18 protein-coding genes and 1 riboswitch are annotated in these 21,175 nt (G+C 62.7%); of the genes, 9 read left to right on the top strand and 9 right to left on the bottom strand.

Annotated elements, in window-relative coordinates; all coding sequences use genetic code 11:
• Positions 1-205: 205 nt before the first annotated feature.
• The gene (locus AC1RQ5_RS04680) at positions 206-2,845 is read left to right on the top strand and encodes an EAL domain-containing protein (protein ID WP_493197278.1); all 2,640 of its coding nucleotides are present in this window, start codon (positions 206-208) and stop codon (positions 2,843-2,845) included.
• Between the two features lie 180 nt (positions 2,846-3,025).
• Entirely contained in the window at positions 3,026-5,641 is a 2,616-nt protein-coding gene (locus tag AC1RQ5_RS04685) for an EAL domain-containing protein (RefSeq protein ID WP_493197280.1), read from the top strand.
• On the opposite strand, the gene AC1RQ5_RS04690 is transcribed toward AC1RQ5_RS04685, so the two are convergent.
• The 5 genes from AC1RQ5_RS04690 to AC1RQ5_RS04710 form a co-directional block, all read right to left on the bottom strand.
• Positions 5,638-7,233, bottom strand: coding sequence for an ATP-binding protein (locus AC1RQ5_RS04690; protein ID WP_493197282.1), 1,596 nt, complete (start codon positions 7,231-7,233; stop codon positions 5,638-5,640). The genes AC1RQ5_RS04685 and AC1RQ5_RS04690 overlap by 4 nt on opposite strands.
• Positions 7,234-7,320: 87 nt before the next feature.
• Positions 7,321-7,710 (bottom strand): response regulator, encoded by a 390-nt coding sequence (locus AC1RQ5_RS04695; RefSeq protein ID WP_493197284.1) that lies wholly within the window; start codon positions 7,708-7,710, stop codon positions 7,321-7,323.
• Between the two features lie 200 nt (positions 7,711-7,910).
• On the bottom strand, positions 7,911-8,351 hold the full coding sequence (locus AC1RQ5_RS04700) for a PaaI family thioesterase (protein ID WP_493197286.1): 441 nt from the start codon (positions 8,349-8,351) through the stop codon (positions 7,911-7,913).
• A 122-nt stretch (positions 8,352-8,473) separates the two neighbouring features.
• Positions 8,474-8,851: a response regulator gene (locus tag AC1RQ5_RS04705; protein WP_398484438.1), complete on the bottom strand. Its 378-nt coding sequence runs from the start codon at positions 8,849-8,851 to the stop codon at positions 8,474-8,476.
• Between the two features lie 15 nt (positions 8,852-8,866).
• Positions 8,867-9,715 carry an MJ0042-type zinc finger domain-containing protein gene (locus AC1RQ5_RS04710; RefSeq protein WP_493203310.1) on the bottom strand — a complete coding sequence of 283 codons (849 nt, stop codon included), beginning with the start codon at positions 9,713-9,715 and terminating at the stop codon, positions 8,867-8,869.
• Between the two features lie 129 nt (positions 9,716-9,844).
• Here AC1RQ5_RS04710 and ftsE point away from each other — a divergent pair, with 129 nt between their 5' ends.
• From ftsE to AC1RQ5_RS04730, 4 genes are all read left to right on the top strand, one after another.
• Positions 9,845-10,504 (top strand): cell division ATP-binding protein FtsE, encoded by a 660-nt coding sequence (gene ftsE / locus AC1RQ5_RS04715; protein WP_493197289.1) that lies wholly within the window; start codon positions 9,845-9,847, stop codon positions 10,502-10,504.
• A gap of 9 nt (positions 10,505-10,513) precedes the next feature.
• On the top strand, positions 10,514-11,485 hold the full coding sequence (locus tag AC1RQ5_RS04720) for a cell division protein FtsX (RefSeq protein ID WP_398484434.1): 972 nt from the start codon (positions 10,514-10,516) through the stop codon (positions 11,483-11,485).
• 239 nt (positions 11,486-11,724) lie between these two features.
• Positions 11,725-12,438, top strand: a complete 714-nt coding sequence (locus tag AC1RQ5_RS04725; RefSeq protein ID WP_493197291.1) for a YdcF family protein — start codon at positions 11,725-11,727, stop codon at positions 12,436-12,438.
• Positions 12,439-12,475: 37 nt separating this feature from the next.
• On the top strand, positions 12,476-13,243 hold the full coding sequence (locus AC1RQ5_RS04730; RefSeq protein ID WP_493197293.1) for a lysophospholipid acyltransferase family protein: 768 nt from the start codon (positions 12,476-12,478) through the stop codon (positions 13,241-13,243).
• A gap of 214 nt (positions 13,244-13,457) precedes the next feature.
• Here AC1RQ5_RS04730 and AC1RQ5_RS04735 read toward each other — a convergent pair whose 3' ends face one another.
• Positions 13,458-14,015: a gamma-glutamylcyclotransferase gene (locus tag AC1RQ5_RS04735; RefSeq protein ID WP_398484040.1), complete on the bottom strand. Its 558-nt coding sequence runs from the start codon at positions 14,013-14,015 to the stop codon at positions 13,458-13,460.
• 343 nt (positions 14,016-14,358) lie between these two features.
• On the opposite strand from AC1RQ5_RS04735, the gene AC1RQ5_RS04740 reads away from it, so the two are divergent.
• Complete coding sequence (locus AC1RQ5_RS04740; RefSeq protein WP_493197296.1) at positions 14,359-15,549, top strand: DUF2125 domain-containing protein; 1,191 nt, start codon at positions 14,359-14,361, stop codon at positions 15,547-15,549.
• 201 nt (positions 15,550-15,750) lie between these two features.
• On the opposite strand, the gene AC1RQ5_RS04745 is transcribed toward AC1RQ5_RS04740, so the two are convergent.
• From AC1RQ5_RS04745 to AC1RQ5_RS04755, 3 genes are read right to left on the bottom strand one after another with little or no spacing between them, the layout of a single operon-like run.
• Complete coding sequence (locus AC1RQ5_RS04745; protein WP_493197298.1) at positions 15,751-16,692, bottom strand: prephenate/arogenate dehydrogenase family protein; 942 nt, start codon at positions 16,690-16,692, stop codon at positions 15,751-15,753.
• Positions 16,685-17,785, bottom strand: coding sequence for a histidinol-phosphate transaminase (gene hisC, locus AC1RQ5_RS04750; RefSeq protein ID WP_493197300.1), 1,101 nt, complete (start codon positions 17,783-17,785; stop codon positions 16,685-16,687). Before hisC ends, AC1RQ5_RS04745 begins: the two co-directional genes overlap by 8 nt.
• A 30-nt stretch (positions 17,786-17,815) precedes the next feature.
• Positions 17,816-18,667 carry a chorismate mutase gene (locus tag AC1RQ5_RS04755; RefSeq protein WP_398484032.1) on the bottom strand — a complete coding sequence of 284 codons (852 nt, stop codon included), beginning with the start codon at positions 18,665-18,667 and terminating at the stop codon, positions 17,816-17,818.
• Between the two features lie 324 nt (positions 18,668-18,991).
• A riboswitch (SAM riboswitch) is annotated at positions 18,992-19,071 on the top strand.
• Positions 19,072-19,153: 82 nt separating this feature from the next.
• On the opposite strand from AC1RQ5_RS04755, the gene metX reads away from it, so the two are divergent.
• Complete coding sequence (metX, locus tag AC1RQ5_RS04760; RefSeq protein ID WP_493197302.1) at positions 19,154-20,362, top strand: homoserine O-acetyltransferase MetX; 1,209 nt, start codon at positions 19,154-19,156, stop codon at positions 20,360-20,362.
• Complete coding sequence (gene metW, locus AC1RQ5_RS04765) at positions 20,359-21,027, top strand: methionine biosynthesis protein MetW (protein ID WP_398484028.1); 669 nt, start codon at positions 20,359-20,361, stop codon at positions 21,025-21,027. The genes metX and metW overlap by 4 nt, the downstream gene beginning before the upstream one ends.
• Positions 21,028-21,175: the final 148 nt, after the last annotated feature.

The following is a 21,175-nucleotide window of genomic DNA, read 5'->3' on the forward strand; positions in this document are numbered from 1 at the left end:
ATTGTGCGCGCTCTTCCGGGCAATTATGGAGCGTAGCGTTTTAGCTGCAGCTTAATGATGTTTCTGCTCGGCAGACCGCCTTGGCGCAGTGCAATAGATTAGCGACAACTTGCACATATCATCGCACCCATGCCGGGCAACCGGCATCTGGGCTTTTTTGAACGCGCTCAGTTTTGAAAATTGCGATTGTTTGCGAGTTGCGACGATGAATTTTGTAGAGCCCCACCAGACCGACACGACTCGATCGCTGCTGGCCGGTCTCGAACAGGCTATCGATGCCGTCGTGATGATCGACGCTCAAAACAATGTCACGCATTTCAATGCTGCTGCCGAGCGCATATGGGGCTACAGCCGCCACGAGGTGCTGGGCCGCAATGTCAGCTGCCTGGTGCCGATGCCATTCCGGAAGCATCACGACGAATATGTCGACGCCAATCGTGCAACGGGCGTGAATCGCATCGTCGGGCGCAGCCGCGAGGTGCGTATCGAGCGCAAGGACGGAACGGAGATCTGGGGCGCGCTCTCGATGTCACGCGTCGAGGTGGACGGCGAGATCACCTATATGGGCTTCGTTCGCGATGTCACCCTGGAGGTTCAGCAGCGCGAGGAAATCGCGCGCCTGTCGCTGGTCGCGGACAAGACCCATCGCGCCATTTTTATTGCCAACCACGATGGTCGCATCGACTATGTGAATGCTGCCTTCACCGATCTGTTCGGTTTCAGCCGCGAGGAAGTATGCGGGCTGACGCCGGTGGAGCTTCTCTCCGGCCCTTATACAGATCAGCAGGTCGTCAAGCGCCTGCATCATCTGGTTCGTTCCACAGGGGCAGCCGAAGAAGAGCTCCTGGTCTATGGCAAGGATGGCAACGAGATCTGGGTGTCCACGGCCGTCAACGCGATTTGCGACGAGCAGGGTACGATCAAGCAGATTATCGCGCTGCTGACCGACATTACCGAAAGCAAGCAGTTGCAGTCGCTGCAACACCATATCCTGGAAGCGCTTGCCGATGAGCGTCCGCTGCTGGAAGTCATGAACGATCTGTGTCGCAAGGTCGAACAGCTGGCGCCGGACGTGATCTGCTCGCTGTCCTATGTGGACCCGGAAGGTGCGCTACATCCGCTCGGCGGGCCCAGCATGCCGCAGGCGCATGTGCGTTCCATGGAAGGGCTACGGATCGTGCCGGACGGTGATGCCGCTATTTGCGGAATCTACCGCGGCGAGGCCGTATTCGTGCCCGATATCGCGGCGTCAGAGAACTGGAAGCGCTACGGTTCTGCCGTGGTGGCGGCCGGGTTGAAAGCCTGCTGGGTCACGCCGATCAAGGCGAAAGATGGCCGCGTCATCGGCACATTCACTTTCTACTATCGTGAGTCGCGCAGCCCGAGCCGCTGGCACCAGAGCATTGTCGATGCCTGCGTGCATCTCGGTGCGCTGGCATTGGAGCGCGAAGAGGCCCGCAAGGAGATTTCGCGCCTTGCCTATTTCGATGCGCTGACCGGACTGCCCAATCGCACGCATATGCGGCATCTGATGGAGCGCGGCGTTGCCAATTGCACGGAAGGCCGGCGGCTCGCGCTGATGTTCCTCGATCTCGATCACTTCAAGGATGTCAACGACACGCTCGGGCACTCCGCGGGTGATGAATTGCTGGTGCAGGTGACGCAGCGGCTGCGCAGCAATCTGCGTCCGGGTGATGTGCTGAGCCGGCAGGGCGGCGACGAATTCATCATCATGCTGCCGGCCTGCGACGCCGATCAGGCTGCGCAGATCGCCCAGCGGATGACCGAAGCACTGTCGGCTCCGGTGCAGATCGCCGGCAACAAGGTGTCGATATCGGTCAGCACGGGCATCAGCATCTATCCCGAAAATGCCGATGATCTCGATAGCCTGCTGAAATATGCCGATGCGGCCATGTACAACGCCAAGCAGGCCGGCCGTTCGACCTATCGGTTCTTCAGCAACCAGATGGACCGCGCAGCGCAGGAGCGCCTGGCGCTGAGCACGGCACTACGCGCGGCGATCGCGCGTGGCGGCCTGCATCTGCATTACCAGCCGCAAATTCGCGCTGCCGATGGTGGCCTCTATGGAGTCGAGGCGCTCGCACGCTGGACCGATCCTGCTCTTGGCGAGATTTCACCGGGCAAATTCATTCCGCTTGCCGAGGAATGCGGTCTGATCGACCAGATCGGAATCTGGTCATTGCGCGAGGCATGCCGGCAGATGGCCGCGTGGCGAAGCCAGGGATTTCACGTCCCGTGTGTCTCGGTCAATCTGTCGCCGCTCAGTTTTGAAAATGCGGATCTTCCGACATTGATCGTGGACATGATGGCGGAGCACGGCCTGTCGCCGAACCGCCTTGTCCTCGAAGTCACCGAAAGCGTCGTGATGAACGAGCGTGCAACCGCGCTCGATACGATGAAACGCATTCGTGCCGCCGGGATCGGGCTTTCGATGGATGATTTCGGCACCGGCTATTCCAGCTTGAGCCGCCTGGCGCAGCTTCCGGTGCGGGAATTGAAGATCGACCGCAGTTTCATGCGCGATATCGAAACGGAGGATTGCGCACTGGCGATCGTCACCGCCGTGGTGCGCGTTGGCCAGAGCCTGAACATGACGGTGGTCGCGGAAGGCGTCGAGACCGGGGGGCAGCACAAGATCCTGTCGGATCTCGGTTGCGACGTCATACAGGGCTTCATCTATGCTCCGGGCCTGTCACCATCGGGCCTCGAAACATGGCTCTCTGCGCGTCATGCAGAACAGTGGACAACGCTCGTTTCCGAGTGTCGCACCGCGCATAAGAGCAACAGTGCGGATCCACAAAATATCGACTCAACAGCGGCTTAGCGGATGGTCTGGCACTGTTGGCAGACTTCATGCATCGTTAACCACGTCCGTTGTTGTCGGGTGATTGGATGGTGCGAGTCAAAGAGTTTGCAGATTGGTGTCTGAATACGTTCGGTGTCTGCGCCACGGACCGTCCGGTCGGTGGCGGTCCGCGCGATATCCTTGAGTGAAAGTCGAGCCATGCCAGCAAGCCCTACCGATCAGCTTCCGCTCGGCCCGCCCGGCGACGCTGCACGGGCTCTGTTCTCGGCATTCGAACACGCGGTGGACGCGGTGGTCATCACCGGCATCGGCAATGAGATCCGCCATTTCAATGCCTCCGCCGAGCGATTGTGGGGCTACGCCCGTACAGAGGTCGTCGGTCGCCAGGTCAATATGCTGGTGCCACCCGATGTGCGCGCCGATCTCGAAGGGGTCATTGCGCTGAAAGCAGCGTTGCCGACGCATGCACCCGTAAAAGGCCGGCGTGAATTCCGCATCAGCCGAAAGGACGGCAGCGAGGCCTGGGGTGCGTTCTCGATCTCGCGCGTCGATTACGGCGGCAAGACGCTCTACATCAATTTCGTGCGCGACGTCAGCGATGAGATCCGGCGCCGCGAGCAGAATGCGCTGATGGCGCTTGTCGCCGAAAAGACCGATCGCGTCGTGATGGTGACGGATCGCGATCTGCACATCAACTATGTCAACCAGGCCTTCACCGATCTGTTCGGATATTCGTTGGAGGAAGCCATCGGTCGGCACCCGCAGCATCTTCTGACCGGCGAATATACCGATAGCAAAACGATCGAGCGTCTCCACGCCACGATCGAAGCTGAGGGGCATGGGCAGGAGGATCTGCTCACTTACGACAAGGATGGCGAAGAGATCTGGATCTCGACCACCGTCAATGCCCATCGCGATGACAATGGCGAGGTGAAGAATCTGGTGGCCATCCTCGTGGACATCACCGAGAGCAAGCAGATTCATTCGCTGCAGCACCTCACGCTCGAACATCTCGCCAATGACATGCCGGTGTTGGATGTCATCGGCGATCTCTGCCGTCGTGTCGAGGCGATCGCGCCCGATGTCGTCTGTTCGGTGCTCCATGTTGATCCCGCGGGCCTGTTACATCCGCTCGGCGGCGATCGTTTGCCTGCAGGCTTCTCGAAATCGATCGATGGCCTCATGCTTGGTCCCGATGTCGGCTGTTGCGGAGCCGCGGCATTCAGCGGCGAGCCAGTCTTTTCTCCTGATATTGCGACCGACCCCAAGTGGCTGCCGTATAATGAGTTGCTGCTGAAGGCTGGCTTGCAGGCGTGCTGGTCGACGCCGATCAAGGCGAGGGACGGGCGTGTGATCGGCGCGATAGGTTTCTATTTTCGCGAGTCGCGGACCCCGACGCGCTGGCATCAGACGATCGTCGACAATTGCGTGCATCTCTGTGCACTGGCGATCGAACGCCATGAAGCACGCAGCGAGATCGCGCGCCTCGCTTATTTCGATGCTCTGACGGGCTTGCCGAACCGTGCCCAACTGCACCAGCTCATGACCAGGCATATCGAGGCTGCAGGCGCCGGCGACAAGATCGCGGTCATGTTCCTCGATCTTGATCACTTCAAGGATATCAACGACACGCTCGGCCATTCGGTCGGCGACGACCTGCTGGTCAGCGTCACCAAACGTCTGTGCAAACATATTCGTCCCGGTGACACGATCAGTCGCCAGGGCGGCGACGAATTCGTCGTCGTCTTGCCGAACTGCCAGGTCGAAGACGCTGCCGCCGTGGCTTGTCGATTGCTGGATTCGCTGGTTCAGCCGGTCCAGCTCCATGCCAGGACGGTGCCTGTTTCGGCCAGTATCGGCGTCAGTATCTATCCGGACAATGCCGGCGATATCGATGGTCTGCTCAAGCATGCCGATGCCGCCATGTATCAGGCCAAGCTCGCGGGGCGCTCCACCTATCGCTTCTTCAGCGCCGATATGAACCGCGTCACCGAAGAACGGCTCGCTTTCAGTATCGCGCTTCGCAATGCCATCGTTCACGGCGTGTTGCGTCTACATTATCAGCCGCAGCTGCGTACGGATGGCAGTGTCTATGGTGTCGAGGCGCTGGCGCGCTGGCGCGATCCCGTACTCGGCGAGGTGTCGCCCTCGAAATTCATTCCGCTTGCGGAAGAATACGGTCTCATCGAGCTGATCGGCATGTGGTCGTTGCGCGAAGCCTGCCGACAGCTCGCCGCCTGGCGTCGAGCGGGGCTCGCGGTACCTTGCGTATCGGTCAATATGTCGCCGATCAATTTCCAGAACGGCGAGCTTGCAGGCCGAGTCGGTGAAATCCTCGCAGAGAACGAATTAACGCCCGACATGCTGATGCTCGAAGTGACCGAAGGGGTCGTCATGAGCGAGCATTCCATGGCCATCGATACCATGGAAAAAATCCGGCAACTCGGCGTGCGGCTCTCCATGGATGATTTCGGAACCGGCTATTCGAGCCTCAGCCGGCTCGCCGATCTGCCGGTGCGCGAGCTCAAGATCGATCGCAGTTTCATGCGCGACATCGAGAGCCAGGCGAGCGCGCTCGCGATCACCCGTGCCATCGTCCGCGTCGGTCAGAGCCTCGACATGATCGTGGTCGCCGAAGGCGTCGAGACCGAAGGCCAGCGCAAGCTGCTCATTGAGCTCGGCTGCGATGTCACCCAGGGGTTTGTGCACGCACCGGCGCTGTCGGTTCCTGATTTCGAGCGCTGGCTCGCGCAGCATCAGGCAACGCGTGATGCGCGTCCCTTGCTCGGCGTTGTCTCGAATCGCGCATCCTAGCGCTTGTCGAGCATCTCCCGCACCTTGCCGCCAAGTGCGGCCTGGGTGAGCGGCTTCTGAAGCAGCGACACGCCGGGATCGAGTCGTCCCTGATGCACGATGGCGTTTCGTGAATAGCCCGTCATGTACAGGACTTTCAGGCCGGGCAGGCGCTTCACCATCTCGTCGGCAAGCAGTCGCCCATTCATGCCGGGCATCACGATGTCGGTGAGCAGAAGGTCAAACGGCTCGGGGTCCTCCGCGAAGTCGCGTATTGCGGCATCGGCATTGGATGCGGCGCGAACCTGATAGTTCAGGCCTTCGAGCGTTTCGACCAGATATGATCTCACATCGGGATCGTCCTCGACGACCATGATGACCTCGTCGCCCTTGCTGCCCACGACCGGATGCTGATCATCCGCCGTATAGTCGGGCTGGCGCGCGTTACGTGGCAGATAGATCTTGATCGTCGTGCCTTCGCCGACCTCGCTGTAGATCTTCACATGCCCGCCGGACTGTTTGACGAAACCATAGACCTGGCTCAGGCCGAGGCCCGTTCCTTGTCCGGGTTCTTTTGTCGTGAAGAACGGATCGAAGGCGCGGTCCTGCACGTCCTTCGGCATGCCGGGGCCGTCATCGGTGACGGAGATCAGGACATATTGTCCGACGGTGATGTCCGATTGCAGGGCGTAAGCTTCGTCGATGAAGGCATTGCTGGTTTCGATGGTCAGTTTGCCATTGCTGGCCATGGCATCGCGTGCGTTGACGACGAGATTGAGGATCGCGGCCTCCATCTGGCTCGGATCGACCTCGACCTGCCACAGGCCGGCTCCGCCGACGATCTCGAGATGGATGTTTTCGCTCAGCGTGCGCTGGAAGAATTCCGACATGCCTTGCAGCAGGCCATTCACATTCACGACCTTCGGGTCGAGCGGCTGCCGTCTTGCAAAAGCGAGCAGTCGTTGCGTCAGCACCACGGCGCGTTGTGAGCCGCTGGCGGCGCTGCGGATCACGCGCTTGAGGCGGTCGCGGGATGCCTCGGTCCACTGCGTGACGCTCTGCTCGGCGATTTCCAGGTTGCCGCTGATGATGGTCAGCAGATTGTTGAAGTCGTGGGCGACGCCGCCGGTGAGCTGGCCGATCGCCTCCATTTTTTGCGTGTGACGCAGGAGGTCTTCCGCCTCGCGGCGATGGCGGCTTTCTTCCAGCAGAGCCAGTTCGGTTTCGCGCAGCTGGGCGGGGGAGGGAATCGCCAGCAGCTTTGGCAGCAACGGCCATAGGATCACTGCGGTGACCACCGATGCGACGGCGGTCATCGCCTTGAGAAGACCTTCGAGACCATAGGCAGGCACCCACAATGTGTAGATCGACATCACATGGGTCAGGCCGCAGGCCATGATGAACAGCGCGAAGGCCCAGAACACCCAGCCGAATTCGACGTCACGTCGCTTGGAAACGAAGATCGTGAGCGCGACGGGGATCGAGAAATAGGCCGCTGCGATCAGCGCGTCTGCGCCGACATGGAGCCAGATCAGGCCGGGATCCCAGAGCAGGCAGATGCCATGGGGCGCGAACATGGAACTGTCGAGAAAACGCTGCAGCGATGCCCACATCGATTGCCCCCACCCGAAGCTGGTATGTCGCAACCAGCGTGGCCGGGCCGTGGCAGAGCGTCAAGCGCTAACGCGCTATAATACACGTCATGCGTGTCTTGAAAACTGCAGATTGGCAAGCATGTCGATCAGCTGATGCTGCCGATAAGGCTTGGGAATGAACTGGCCGCCATTCGGCAGGTCGCTCTCGCTGACTTTGAAATGACCGGATGTCGCAACGATGCGCACCGGTGGCCAGCGATTGGCGACAGCGTGCGCGAGCGCCAATCCATCCATCGAGCCGGGCATGTCGATATCGGTAAAGATCAGGCGAATCTCGCTGTGCTCTTCCAGGATGCGGATGGCATCATCGGCATTCGGCGCCTCGATCGCCCGGAAGCCCGCTTCCTCGATCATATCGACGGCGTTCATACGCAGTAGCGGATCGTCCTCGACCACAAGGACAACAGGCGTTTCTTTTGAGGTGGCTGTCGTCATCGGCTCTTCCGTATCGAGTCCGGGCGCAAGCAGGGCGTTAGGAGTGCGATGGGTGGAAAAAGCCATGATTCAAAAGGTATCTTGCATATGAATGGACGGTACGCACAGCGCACTGCAACCGAACGCTGCAGTTGTCATAAGAGCCAGATCGCCTTTTCGTTCCGCAAAAAGAAACGCTTGTCCGACGATGCGCGCCGCGGTCAGGTCGGGGCTCGGCCCTTGTCGGCACTGTCCCGCATCACCTTGAAGACGCCATGGGCGGTGGCGACCACGTGATTGTCGCCGACCGAGACTTCGGTCGTCATGAAAATCAGGCTTTTGGTGGTGCGCACCGCGCGCGGGCGGGACACGATCAGGTCGCCGATCCGGGCCGCATCGACGAAATAGGTATCCATCTGCACCGTGGCGAGGGCTTCGGCGCCGGACGCCGCGCGGGCGCCCATGCCGCAGCTGCGATCGGCGAGGGTCATCACGGCGCCGCCCTGCACCACGCCGCGGCGGTTGCGGTGCTTTTCCTGGCCGAGGATCGCGAATTCATGCGCGCCATTCACCTCCCGATGCCACATCGGGCCGACCAGCTGGATGAAGCCGTCATCATGCATGACGGTCCAACCGGCGGCTTCGAGGTCGGCGTCAGTCATGCGAATTCCCCGTGACGGTATCAGAGTGGCGCGATTGCTCGCTTGCCGCGATTTCTACAAAAGCGACAGGGCGCGCACCAGAGGCCGCAGGGCGGCACAGCTCTGCGACAAAGCTAAAGGAGTCAGGCCTTGTTGCGCGACGCCAGCGCATCCGCGACGGCGGTGCGGATATCGGCGACGGAAAATGGCTTTGTGACAACGTCATGCACGATGGCATTGAGCCCGGTCGCGCGTTCGCGCTGGTCGGCATAGCCGGTCATCAGCAGGATGGTGAGGTCCGGAAAATCACGCGCAGCGGCGAGCGCCAAGGCAATGCCGTCCATGATCGGCATCTTGATATCGGTCAGCAGGAGGTCGAAGCGGCCTTCCTGTTCGGTAAGGATTTCAAGGGCTTCGGCGCCGTCCTCGGCGGTGACGATCTCATGGCCGTCCATGCCGATGGCGCGCCCGACCAGCAGGCGCAGGGGCTCCTCGTCATCGGCGATCAGGATACGCGACATAGCTATTCCTCAAACTTACGCGCCGGCGACGTCGCGCTTGTTGAAGAAGCGCACGTCGATGCTGCGGCCTTCCGCCGGCGGCGACGCCAAGCGGGACTTGAACCATGTCTTATCACCGGGATTGAGGCCCGGCTGCTCCAGAACGGCGCTCCAGGCATAGATTTCGGTGCCTTTCTCGTCGCGCACCACAAAACGTAGACGCGGCATCGCCGTCGGCACGCGGGTCTCGGAGACGACATAGCCTTCGATCAGCATCACCGGCTTGCCGTCGACGGTCTCGGTGGTGACCTTGACGTCCTTGAAAGCAAGGCCGCGGATGTTCACGTCGAGGCCGAAAACGTCATAGAAAGCAGCGGTTTGCGGCATCAGGCGGACGATGTCGACGCGCCAGATCAGAAGTGCCATCGTAAATGCCGCCATTGCGGCCGTTGCGACGGGCAAAATGTGCGATCTGTTGAGGCCGCGTTGCGGCAGTCTTGGGGCAAACTTGCGAAGCTTGCTCGGGCGCGCGCGCAGGCTGCCAAGCACCGGTTCGGCCTCGTCGCGGGCCGCGATGGTCCAGTCGGTGTCCTCGGTGCGCAATTGGACCTTGGGTTCCGCCGGCCAGTCGGCCGAGATCGAGGGGCTCTCGACCACGGGAACATCGGGTTCCCGCGCCTCATCCTCGGAGACGCCCCAGGCGGCAAGGTCTTCATCCTGATCGGGCTGGCTGGCCGCCATCGCCGGCTTGGGCGCGGCGAGGTTCTCCGGCTTGGCGAGCCAGGTTTCCTTGCAGCGCGCGCAGCGGACGGTGCGGCCGCCTTCGCCGAAGCCGGCCGGATTGACGGCGTAGGACGTCGTGCAATGGGGACAGACGATATGCATGGTGCCGAGTGCCGATGACATGCGGTGCAAGCTACAAGACGACCGTTAACGAATCGGAAACCATAACGGCCGCACAAGCAAATGACCGATATCTTGCGCCTGAAGTGAACCCGTCGAACGGAGCTGCACGTGGTCCGGTTCGAAAATGTAGGCCTGCGATACGGGCTTGGTCCGGAAATTTTGCGCGATCTGAATTTCCAGATCCCCGCGCATTCCTTTCAGTTCCTGACCGGCCCCTCTGGCGCCGGCAAGACGTCCTTGCTGCGCCTGCTGTTCCTGTCGCTGCGGCCGACGCGCGGGCTGGTGAATCTGTTCGGCCAGGATATCTCGCTGCTTGCCAAGGACGAGATCGCCGATCTGCGCAAGCGTATCGGCATCGTGCTGCAGGATTTCCGCCTGCTCGATCACATGACGACTTACGAGAATGTCGCGCTGCCGTTTCGTGTGATGGGCCGCGACGAATCCAGCTATCGCCGCGAAGTCATCGATCTCCTGAAATGGGTCGGGCTTGGCGAGCGCATTGATGCGCTGCCGCCGATTCTGTCCGGCGGTGAGAAGCAGCGCGCCGCGATTGCGCGCGCGGTGATCGCGCGGCCGCAATTGCTGCTCGCGGACGAGCCGACCGGTAACGTCGATCCGACGCTGGGCCGCCGCCTGCTGCGGTTGTTCATCGAGCTCAACAAATCCGGCACTGCCGTGATCATCGCCACCCATGACATCACCCTGATGGACCAGTACGACGCGCGTCGCATGGTGCTGCATCAGGGCCGGCTGCATATGTATGAATAGGCTGAAGGCGTGAGCAGGATCGGCGACGAGCATGGACCGCTGATGGATCTCGGGCAGGAGCGCCCGCAGGTCCCGGCGAAGGCGCGCAATGCGTCGCCCATCGTGCCGAGCGGCCAGATCGCCGGCCGCGCGCTGGTCGCGGTCGTGGCGATCATGACGTTTCTCGCCTCGATCACATCCGGTGCGGTGCTTCTGATCAGCGCCTCGGCGTCGGAATGGCAATCGGAAGTCGCCAGTGAAATCACGATTCAGGTGAAGCCGATTGCAGGGCGCAATCTCGAACGCGATGCCCAGGCGGTGTCGGATGCGGTGCGCGGCCAGCCGGGCATTGTCGAAGTGCAGCCCTATACGAAGGAGCAATCGGCACAGTTGCTGGAGCCGTGGCTCGGCACGGGCCTGTCGCTCGATGAGCTGCCGGTGCCGCGTGTGATCGTCGCGCGCGTCACGCCGGGGACAGCGTTGGACATCGTGGGCCTGCGCGCGCGTGTTGCGCAAATCACGCCGAGCGCGAGCGTGGACGATCACCGCGCCTGGGTGGAGCGCATGCGCTCCATGACCTCGGCGGTGGTGCTGGCGGGGCTCGGCATCCTTGCGCTCGTCATTGTCGCCACCATTATATCGGTGTCGTTCGCGACGCGTGGCGCCATGGCGGCGAACAAGCCGATCGTCGAGGTGCTGCATTTTGTCGGTGCCGGCGATCGCTACATCGCCAATCGTTTCTTCCGCCACTTCCTGCGGCTGGGCCTGCAGGGCGGCGTGATCGGCGGCGGTGTCGCGATGCTGATGTTCGGCTTCTCAGAATCCATTGCGAGCTGGTTCTCCGGCACGCCGGTGGGCGACCAGTTCGCAGCACTGCTCGGCACCTTCTCGCTGCGGCCATCGGGCTATCTGATCCTTGCCGCGCAGGCGCTGGTGATCGCGGCGATCACCGCTGCTGCATCGCGGCGCACGCTGTTTGCGACGCTCAATGATATCGACTGATATTGAAGCGACGCGCGGAGTGACACCTCTCCCCTCCGGGGAGAGGTCGGATTGCGCAGCAATCCGGGTGAGGGGGACACTCGGATGGAGCTTGCGGCGCTCCCTCACCCGCTCCGGCTTCGCCGGATCGACCTCTCCCCGGTGGGGAGAGGTGATCGAGCGCCATCGTCGGGGCTGCAATATCGCCAAGACTCCGAAAAACTCATAAAGTTGTGGCCGCAAAACACCGCACCGAAACGATGACCCTGTTGGACGACCAGAACCAGATCGATGACGCACCGGCCAAACCGCTTCCGAAGCGGCGGCTGATCCGTGCGGCGATCGTTGGCGCCATCGCCGTCTCCTTCATGGCCGGCCTTGTTGGTTTCGTCGCCTTCCTGTCGCAGTTGCGCAGCGGCGATATCACGCCATCCACCAAGGCCGACGGCATCGTGGTGTTGACCGGCGGTTCGTCGCGCGTCGCCGATGCGCTCGATCTGCTCGCCAATGGGTTTGGCAAGCGGCTGCTGATCTCCGGCGTGCACCCCACCAATGGCATCGGCAATATCCAGCGCTCGCTGCCGGACAATGACCAGCGCCTGCTCGCCTGCTGCGTCGATCTCGATCGCAGCGCGACTGACACGCGCAGCAATGCGGTGGAGACGCGGCGCTGGGTGCGCAAGCAGGGCTTTCATTCGCTGATCGTGGTGACGTCAAACTACCACATGCCGCGTGCGCTGGTGGAACTGTCGCATGAACTGCCGGATGTGGAGCTGATCCCGTTCTCGGTGATCGGCGAGCGCTGGCGCGACGAGGCCTGGTGGACCAGTGGCACCACGCTGCGTTTGCTGTTATCGGAATATGTGAAATTCATCGCCGCCGAAGCGCGGGCGCGGCTGGCTCATATCGGCATCGATCTGATGCCGGATACCAACGAGCTGCCTGAACCCGCGCCGCGCAAGCCGGTGTCCTGAGCCACCTGACACAAGTGATCGAGCGAAGTTTGAAGACATGATATTCCTGCGTTCGCTGATCTATCAGGTGCTGTTCTACGCGCTGCTGGTGTTCTGGATTCTGGTGGCGATCCCGACCCTGCCGCTGCCGCCGCGCTTCTTCATGACGATCGCCAAACTGTGGGGCACCAGCAGCATCTGGCTGATGCGTGTGGTCTGCAATACGAAGTTCGAGGTGCGCGGCCGCGAGAACATTCCCGATGGTCCGCTGGTCGTCGCGTCAAAACATCAGTCGATGTGGGAAACGTTTGCGCTGCTGCAATTCTTCGACTGGCCGCTCTTCATCTACAAGAAGGAGCTCGGACGCATTCCGTTTTTCGGCTGGTATCTGATCAAGTCGAAGATGATCGAGGTCGACCGCAAGGGCGGCGTGCGCGCGCTGATGGATATGAGCAAGCGCGCTGCGGTTGCGATCCAGGGCGGTCGTCAGCTCATCATTTTTCCGGAAGGCACGCGCCGTCCCGTCGGCGCACCGCCGGACTACAAGAGCGGCGTCGCGCAGATCTATGCCATGAGCAACGAGCCGTGTTTGCCGGTGGCGCTCAATTCCGGCCTGTTCTGGCCGCGGCGCACGTTCTTGCGTTATCCCGGCACGCTGATTGTCGAGTTTCTGAAGCCGCTGCCGGCGGGGATGGACCGCAAGGCGTTTCTGCCGTTGCTGGCGGAGCGGATCGAAGAGGCGACGGACCGGCTGGTGGCGGAAGGCCGCGCGGAGCAGGCGGGGATTTTCGGGCGGGTGCCGGATGTGGCAGTGAGGGAGAAGTAGGGGGCGCCTTCTCCCTCCCCCAAGCGGCGAAGCCGCGCAGCGGGGAGGGTGGATCGAAGCGAGCGTTCAGCGAGCTTCGAGACGGGTGGGGTGCTTCCCCAAACTCCGACGTCACGTGGGGAGAGACCCCACCCGACCTTCGCTACGCTCAGGCCACCCTCCCCGCTGCGCGGCTTCGCCGCTTGGGGGAGGGAAAAGGTCCGCGCTTTACTTCTCACTCATGCAGCATCATCGCGAGCTTGTGCAGCTGCGCGTCCTTGAACCCCTGTGCCTCGATGGACTTCACCGTCGACAGCACATAATCAAGATTGTTGCCCGAGCGGCCGTGGCCCTGCTTTACGACACGGAGCTGCTCGGAAAGCGACAGCCGGCCTGCATACTGGACGTGGCTGCGATCGGCCACATAGGTCAGCGCGCTCACCCGCGAGCGGGCGTGGTCGTCGAGCCAGACCGAACGCATCACTTCGCGATACACACCCGTCGTCTGCTCGCGCTCCCGCAGATAGGCGATGGTCGCATCCCTCTTGTCCGCCGCCACGCGAAAGGCGATGCCGCGGCAGGCGCCGCCGCGGTCGAGGCCGAGCACGAGGCCCGGCTTTTCCGGCGTGCCGCGATGATCGAAGGAATAGACGCAGAGCGCGCGGTGCTCGCCGATCAGGCGGGCCGGCAGCTGCTCGATGAAATCGAAGCCCGGTCGCCACATCAGCGAGCCATAGCCGAACACCCAGAGGTCATGATCGGAGACAGGGGCTGGCGAATTGAGCGGGGTCATGAGGTCGCACTAGCACAACACACCCCGTCATTGCGAGAAGCCTCTTGGCGACGACGTCGCCCGTGGCCATCCTTCGAGACGCGGCCGAAGTCGGCTGCTCCTCAGGATGAGGGAAGAGTATGGACGCTGTAAAAGTCCCTCATGGTGAGGAGCCCGCGAAGCGGGCGTCTCGAACCATGCAGGCCGAGCACCCTCTTCATCCATGTGCGAAGGTCCTTGAGCAGCGCGCCGCGCCGGCAATGACGGCGGTAAAACGCGCACTGGTCGAAGCCAGCCGATCATGCGAAGGAAACCTCCCGTCGGCACCGCCGTTTCGACAAATTCCTGCGCTCTAGGGTCCATCATGTCAGACATTCTTGAACCTCGCCGCCGCCGTCTCGGGCTCCTGTTCTTCATGCCCGTGGTGCTGGTCGTCATCTGTCTTGCCTGGACCGGCTTCTGGTTCTTTGCCGCTTCCAAGGTCGATGAGAATGTCGAACTGTGGCAGGCGCGCGAGGCGCTCGCCGGGCGCAAATATGATTGCGCCAATCGTTCGGTGGCGGGCTTCCCGTTCCGTCTCGAAGTGCGGTGTGATGGCGTCAGCGTGGCGCTACAGGCGCAGACGGCGACGCAGAATGCCACGCAGATTCCGGTCACCGCAAAACTCGGTGAAATTCTTGTCGTCGCGCAGATCTATACGCCGAACCTGCTGATCGCCGAGTTCAAGGCGCCTGCGGTCATCTCGCAGGCTGGCCAGCCCTGGATGGCCATGGGCTGGAGTAATGCGCGCAGCAGCATCACTGGACTGCCGGGCACGCCGGATAGCGGCGACCTGGTATTCGACGATCTGTCTCTGGATCGCTTCGCCGGCAATGCGTCGGCGTCGGTGGTGCGCGCCAAGCGGGTCGCGCTCCATGGTCGCACTGCGCCGAACTCCACCGCTGAAAGGCCGATCATCGAGACCGCCTTTCAAGTGACGTCCGGCAGCATTGCCGATGTGCATCCGCTGCTCGCAGCACCCTTCGATGCGGATATCCGCACGCTGGTATCGGGCCTGAACAATATCGAGCCGAAGCCGTGGCCGCAGCGCTTTCGCGAGATCCAGGCGGCGGGCGGTCGTCTTCAGATCACGCAATCGCGGGTGCAGTCCGGCGAGATTGTCTCGCTCGCCACCGGCGTGCTCGGTCTGACGGCGGCGGGCAATCTCGATGGCGAATTGCAGATGACGGTGACGGGGCTCGACAAGGCGATCAATGCACTGGGCATCGACAAGCTGCTGGAAATGGGCGTGCCGCAGGAGACGCTGGATCGTCTCGCACCGGGCGTGAAGTCGCAGGACGTGAACAATCTTCTGGGCGCGCTGGATCGTGCGATCCCCGGCCTCGGCAATTTCGCGCGCAAGAATGCAGGCGGGGCGCTGGCTGCGGGCGTGAATTCGATCGGCGCGCCGGCCACGCTGGAAGGCAAGCCGGCGCGGGCGTTTCCGCTGAAGTTCGTCGATGGGGCGGTGTTCTTCGGGGCGCTGAAGGTCGCGCAGATCCCGCCGTTGTTTTGATCTTCCCTTGCCCGCTTGCGGGCAGGGCTATCGCCTGTGACTGAGCGCGGATGGGGAGAGTGCTCGGCCTGCATGGTTCGAGACGCCCGCTTTGCGGGCTCCTCACCATGAGGGTCTTCTACAGCGCCATACTCAGCCCTCATCCTGAGGAGCCCGCAAAGCGGGCGTCTCGAAGGATGGCCACAGGCTGCGAGCGCCGTGTCAGCTGTCTTTCTTCTTCAACGCCGCATGCTTACGGCCGAAATCCGCGGCGGCTTCATCCTGGCCGAGATTCACGATGCCGCGGCGGATCGCCCGCGTGCGCGTAAAATGCTCGAACAGCGTCTCGCCATCGCCGCGCCGAATGGCACGCGTCAGCTTCGACAGGTCTTCCTGAAACGCGCCGAGCATTTCCAGCACCGCGTCCTTGTTGGTCAGGAACACGTCGCGCCACATGGTGGGGTCGGAGGCGGCGATACGGGTGAAATCGCGGAAACCGCCGGCCGAGAACTTCAGCACTTCCGAGCGAGTGACATCCTCCAGCTCGTCGGCCGTGCCGACGATTGTATAGGCGATGAGATGCGGCAGATGGCTGGTGACAGCCAGCACGAGATCATGATGCGCGGCGCCCATGATCTCCACATTGGCGCCGAGCGTGGACCACAGCGTCGAGAGTTTTTCGACGGCCGCGGGATCAGCGCCGTCAGGCGGCGTCAGGATGCACCAGCGATTCATGAATAGTTCGGCGAAGCCGGAATCCGGGCCCGAATTCTCGGTGCCGGCAACCGGATGCGCAGGAATGAAATGCACATTGGCCGGCAGATGTTCGGACATCGCGGCAAACACCGACGCCTTCACCGAGCCGACATCGGAGATGATGGCGCCCGGCTTGAGATGCGGCGCAATGCTCTGCGCGACATCGCCGGCGCGGCCGACGGGGACGCAGGAGATGATCAGGTCGCTGTCCGCTACCGCCGACGCATTGTCGTCGGCGATGCGATCGGCGAGCTTGATCTCCACGGCGCGGGCACGGACTTCCGGCGAAGCATCGGTGGCGACGAGTTCGCCGGCGAGGCCGAGCTGCTGGATGCCGCGCGCCAGCGACGAGCCGATCAGGCCGAGCCCGATCAGCGTGATGCGTGGAAAGAGCGGCGCGTCAGTCATTGCGCTGCATGAATTCGCGCAAGGCGGCGAGCACCAACTCGTTGGCTTCCTCGGTGCCGATGGTCATGCGCAGCGACTGATGCAGGCCGTAGCTGGCAACCGCACGCAGCACCAGGCCACGCTTGGTCAGGAACGCGTCAGCGTCCGCTGCGGTGAGACCAGCCGTGGTCGGGAAGTGGATCAGGATGAAATTGGCAACGCTTGGCGTCACCTTCAGCCCGAGTTTCGTGATTTCCGTGGTGAGAAGATCGCGCCACTTCTCGGTGAAGACGCGCGACATCTCGACATGGCCGGTGTCCTCGATCGCAGCCACGGCGGCGAGCATGGCCGGCGCCGAGACGTTGAACGGGCCGCGCACGCGGTTCATCGCATCCACGATATGGGCGGGACCGAACATCCAGCCGATGCGCAACGCCGCAAGGCCGTGCACCTTGGAGAAGGTGAAGCAGGCGACGGTGTTCTCGGTGGTCTTGGCGAGGTCGATGCCGCTCTCATAATCGGGCTTGCCGACATAGTCGGCGTAAGCCGCGTCGAGCACCAGCAAGACATGATCCGGCAGCGACGACCGCAGGCGCTTCACTTCCGCGATCGGCAGATAGCTGCCGGTGGGATTGTTCGGGTTCGCCAGCCAGACGACCTTTGTCTTGTCAGTCACGACTTTCAGGATCTCGTCCACATTGCAGGTGAAGTCGATTTCCTTGGCCACGACATTGGTGGCGCCATTGCCCATGGTGGCGATGGGATAGACCAGGAAGCCGTATTGCGTGTGGATCGCCTCGTCGCCGGGGCCGAGATAGACATGGGCGATCAGGTTCAGGATCTCGTCCGAACCGGCGCCGCAGATGATGTTGTCGGGGTTGAGGCCGTAGCGCTTGCCGACGGCGTCGCGCAGAACCTTGGACGTCCCTTCCGGATAATCCTCGAGATGCGTGCCGACGCGGGCAAAGGCCTCCTTCGCATGCGGCGACGGGCCGAACGGCGTCTCATTGGCCGACAGCTTGAACACCTTGCGGCCGGCCTCGGGCGTGGGGCTCTTGCCGGGGGTGTAGGGCGCGATATCGAGAATGCCGGCTTTCGGCACGGGGCGGGACATTGGGGTAGCTCCGGATCGTCTGGAAAAAGCTCAGGCGCGCGGCGCGCCGTCTGCGGGCACCGTATAGCGGGTTGCGTGGCTGCCGACGAGGGCGGAGGACCGCACCGAGGCCCCCGCTGCGATCAGGGCAGCCTTGATGCCGTCGAAGGTCTGCGGCGCGCTGATGGAGACCAGCAGCGAGGCGCCGTCGAAGGCGGTATCCGGCACCACGACCACATCGGCCAGGGGCGCCAGTGCGCGGGCGATCTCGGCGTTCCAGCCGGAGACGCGGACGCTCCAGCATTCCACCTCGGTGACCATGGCGCTGTCGGCCACCCGGGAGACCACGAACACCGGCAGCGCGGCCGGATGGTCGGCGCGCTCGATGAAGGGCAGCCGGGCGATGATTTTTGGCACGCCCTCGGCTTCCAGCTCATGCCACCACGGCGTCTGGCCGGAGGTGGCGGAGACCAGCGCGAGGTCGCCCTTGGATTTGGCCACGGCTTCCACGGCGGCAACGGCGCTGAAATGGGAGATATACGGCACCGTGAAGCCGAAATGGAAACGGGCGGAATCGCGCATGGCGCTCTCGCCGAGCGACAGATCCGCATGCAGCGAGAACGGCGCCTGGACGTAGGTGAAAGTCGAGATGATCACGCGCCAGATGCCCTCGACGGTGTCAATGGGCAGGATGCCGCGATGGCGCTGCACCAGGCGGCGCATCATGTCGGCCTCGCGGGCCGGGCGGAAGGCGGAGCCGACCTCCTGGGTCTGCTTCACCGAGATCAGCCGGTCGATGATGTCGCCGCGCGACATCAGGAGCTGATGCACCTGCGCGTCGATGCTGTCGATCTCCTGGCGGAGCTCATTCAGGGACGGCGGGGCGGGGGGCAGTTTCGACATGAAAACGGACCTTGGGCGACCTTGGGCAGACAGGGCCCCTGATTAGGTAAGACGGGGTATGAAAGCAAAGAAAACATGACATCGTCATCCCGGCCAACGCAGCCGGACTCTCGCATAGGGTGTGGAGAGTGCGTGGCCTGCATGGTTCGAGACGCCCGCTGCGCGGGCTCCTCACCATCAGGGGCGTCTGTGGCGTTATACGCCACTCTCATCCTGAGGAGCCCGCGAAGCGGGCGTCTCGAAGGATGGCCACGGGCTGGAACCACTTAAATGGTTCTAGCCTCGCCCTATATTGACGGTCGGCCAAGGTGGGACTACGATCCCTGCCTACTCCGTGGTCATTTGAGCCGGCCGGCTTGCAGCCACGTTAAATAACTCGCTAAACAGGCCGGGGACGTTTGCTCCCGGCCGAACCGTATGTTCAGGCCGGGTTTTTTGTGCCCGGTATCCGTGTGGAGGACTCCCGCGAGGGAGCCGGGTATCGCGATGGTCAGTGTCCAGCCCTTGAAGAGTGTCTCGGTCGCCCCCGAGGATCGCCTTCACGAAGCCAACAATCCGAGTTCGCTGGTCGCCAAATTCGGCGCCGACGAGCCGCTGCGCCTCGATTGCGGCGTCGATCTCGCTCCGTTCCAGATCGCCTATCAGGCCTACGGCACGCTGAACGCCGACAAGACCAACGCCATCCTGATCTGCCACGCACTGACCGGCGACCAGCACGTTTTCAATAAAAACCCCGTCACCGGCAAACCGGGCTGGTGGGGCACCATGGTCGGGCCGGGCAAGGCGCTCGATACCGACCGCTACTTCATCATCTGCTCCAATGTGCTGGGCGGCTGCATGGGCTCGACGGGGCCGGCCTCGATCAATCCCGCCACCGGCAAGATCTGGGGCCTCGATTTCCCCGTCATCACCATTCCCGACATGGTGCGCGCCCAGGTCATGCTGATCGACCGCCTCGGCATCACGCAGCTGTTTTGTGTGGTCGGCGGCTCCATGGGCGGCATGCAGACGCTGCAATGGACCGCGGCCTATCCCGAGCGCGTGTTCTCCGCGCTGGCGGTGGCCTGCGCCACAAAGCACTCGGCGCAGAACATCGCGTTCCATGAACTGGGCCGGCAGGCCGTGATGGCCGATCCGGACTGGCGCGGCGGGCGTTACTTCGAGGAAGGCACGCATCCGCATCGCGGCCTCGGTGTCGCGCGCATGGCCGCGCATATCACTTATCTGTCGGATGCCGCGTTGCATCGCAAATTCGGCCGCCGCATGCAGGATCGCGAACTGCCGACATTCTCGTTCGATGCCGATTTCCAGGTGGAAAGCTATCTGCGCTACCAGGGCTCGTCCTTCGTCGAGCGCTTTGACGCGAACTCCTATCTCTATCTCACCCGTGCGATGGACTATTTCGACATCGCGGCGGATCATAACGGCCATCTGGCCGAAGCTTTTCGCGATACGCAGACACGTTTCTGCCTCATGTCTTTCACCTCGGACTGGCTGTTCCCGACCGCGGAATCCCGCGACGTGGTGCATGCGCTGAATGCCGGCGGCGTGCGCGTGTCCTTCGCCGAGATCGAGACCGACAAGGGGCACGACGCCTTCCTGCTCGACGTGCCGGAGTTTCTCGACATCGCCGATGCCTTCCTGAATTCGGCGGCATCGGTGCATGGCCTGCCCGTGGCGGAGGCAGCAAAATGAACGCGCCGCAACAGGGCCTGCATTTCAGCCTCGCGCGCCCGGCCTCGCGCGGTCTCGAAAACTATCGCGGCGATCATGTTCTTGTCGCCGACATGATTCCGGCCGGCGCAAAGGTGCTCGACGTCGGCTGTGGCGACGGCGATCTGCTGCAATTGCTGGAAAGCCGCGGCATCGACGGCCGCGGCATCGAGCTGTCGCGCGAGGGCGTGAACCGCTGCGTCGGCAAGGGGCTGGCTGTGGTGCAGGGCGATGCTGACACCGACCTCATCAACTATCCCGACGATGCGTTCGACTACGTGATCCTGTCGCAGACGCTGCAGGCGACGCGGCAGCCGCGCGTGGTGCTGGAAAACCTGCTGCGCATCGGCCGTCGCGCCATCGTGTCGTTCCCGAATTTCGGCTTCTGGCGGATGCGCCTGCAGCTGCTCGTGGGCGGCCGCATGCCGCGCACCGAGAACCTGCCGGCGACCTGGTACGACACGCCGAACATCCACTTCTGCACCATCAAGGACTTCGTGCATCTGTGCGACGAGATCCATGTGAAGATGGAGCGCGCGGTGGCGCTCGATCTTCATGGTCGCCCGCTGCGCCTGAATGCGCCGTGGTGGTTCTGGAATCTGTTCGGCGAGCAGGGCGTGTTCCTGCTGCATCGGGTGGAGAAGTAACATCAAGCCGTAGGGCGGATGAGCGCAGCGTCATCCGCCATTCTTCGCCACACGCACTCGGCTGGCGGATTACGCCTTCGGCTCATCCGCCCTACGGCGGCGGCGCTTTGCGAGCGGAAAGCGCGGTCATTACTCCGTCCCTCATCCT

Source organism: Tardiphaga sp. GW821-FHT12E02 (genome assembly GCF_058807155.1).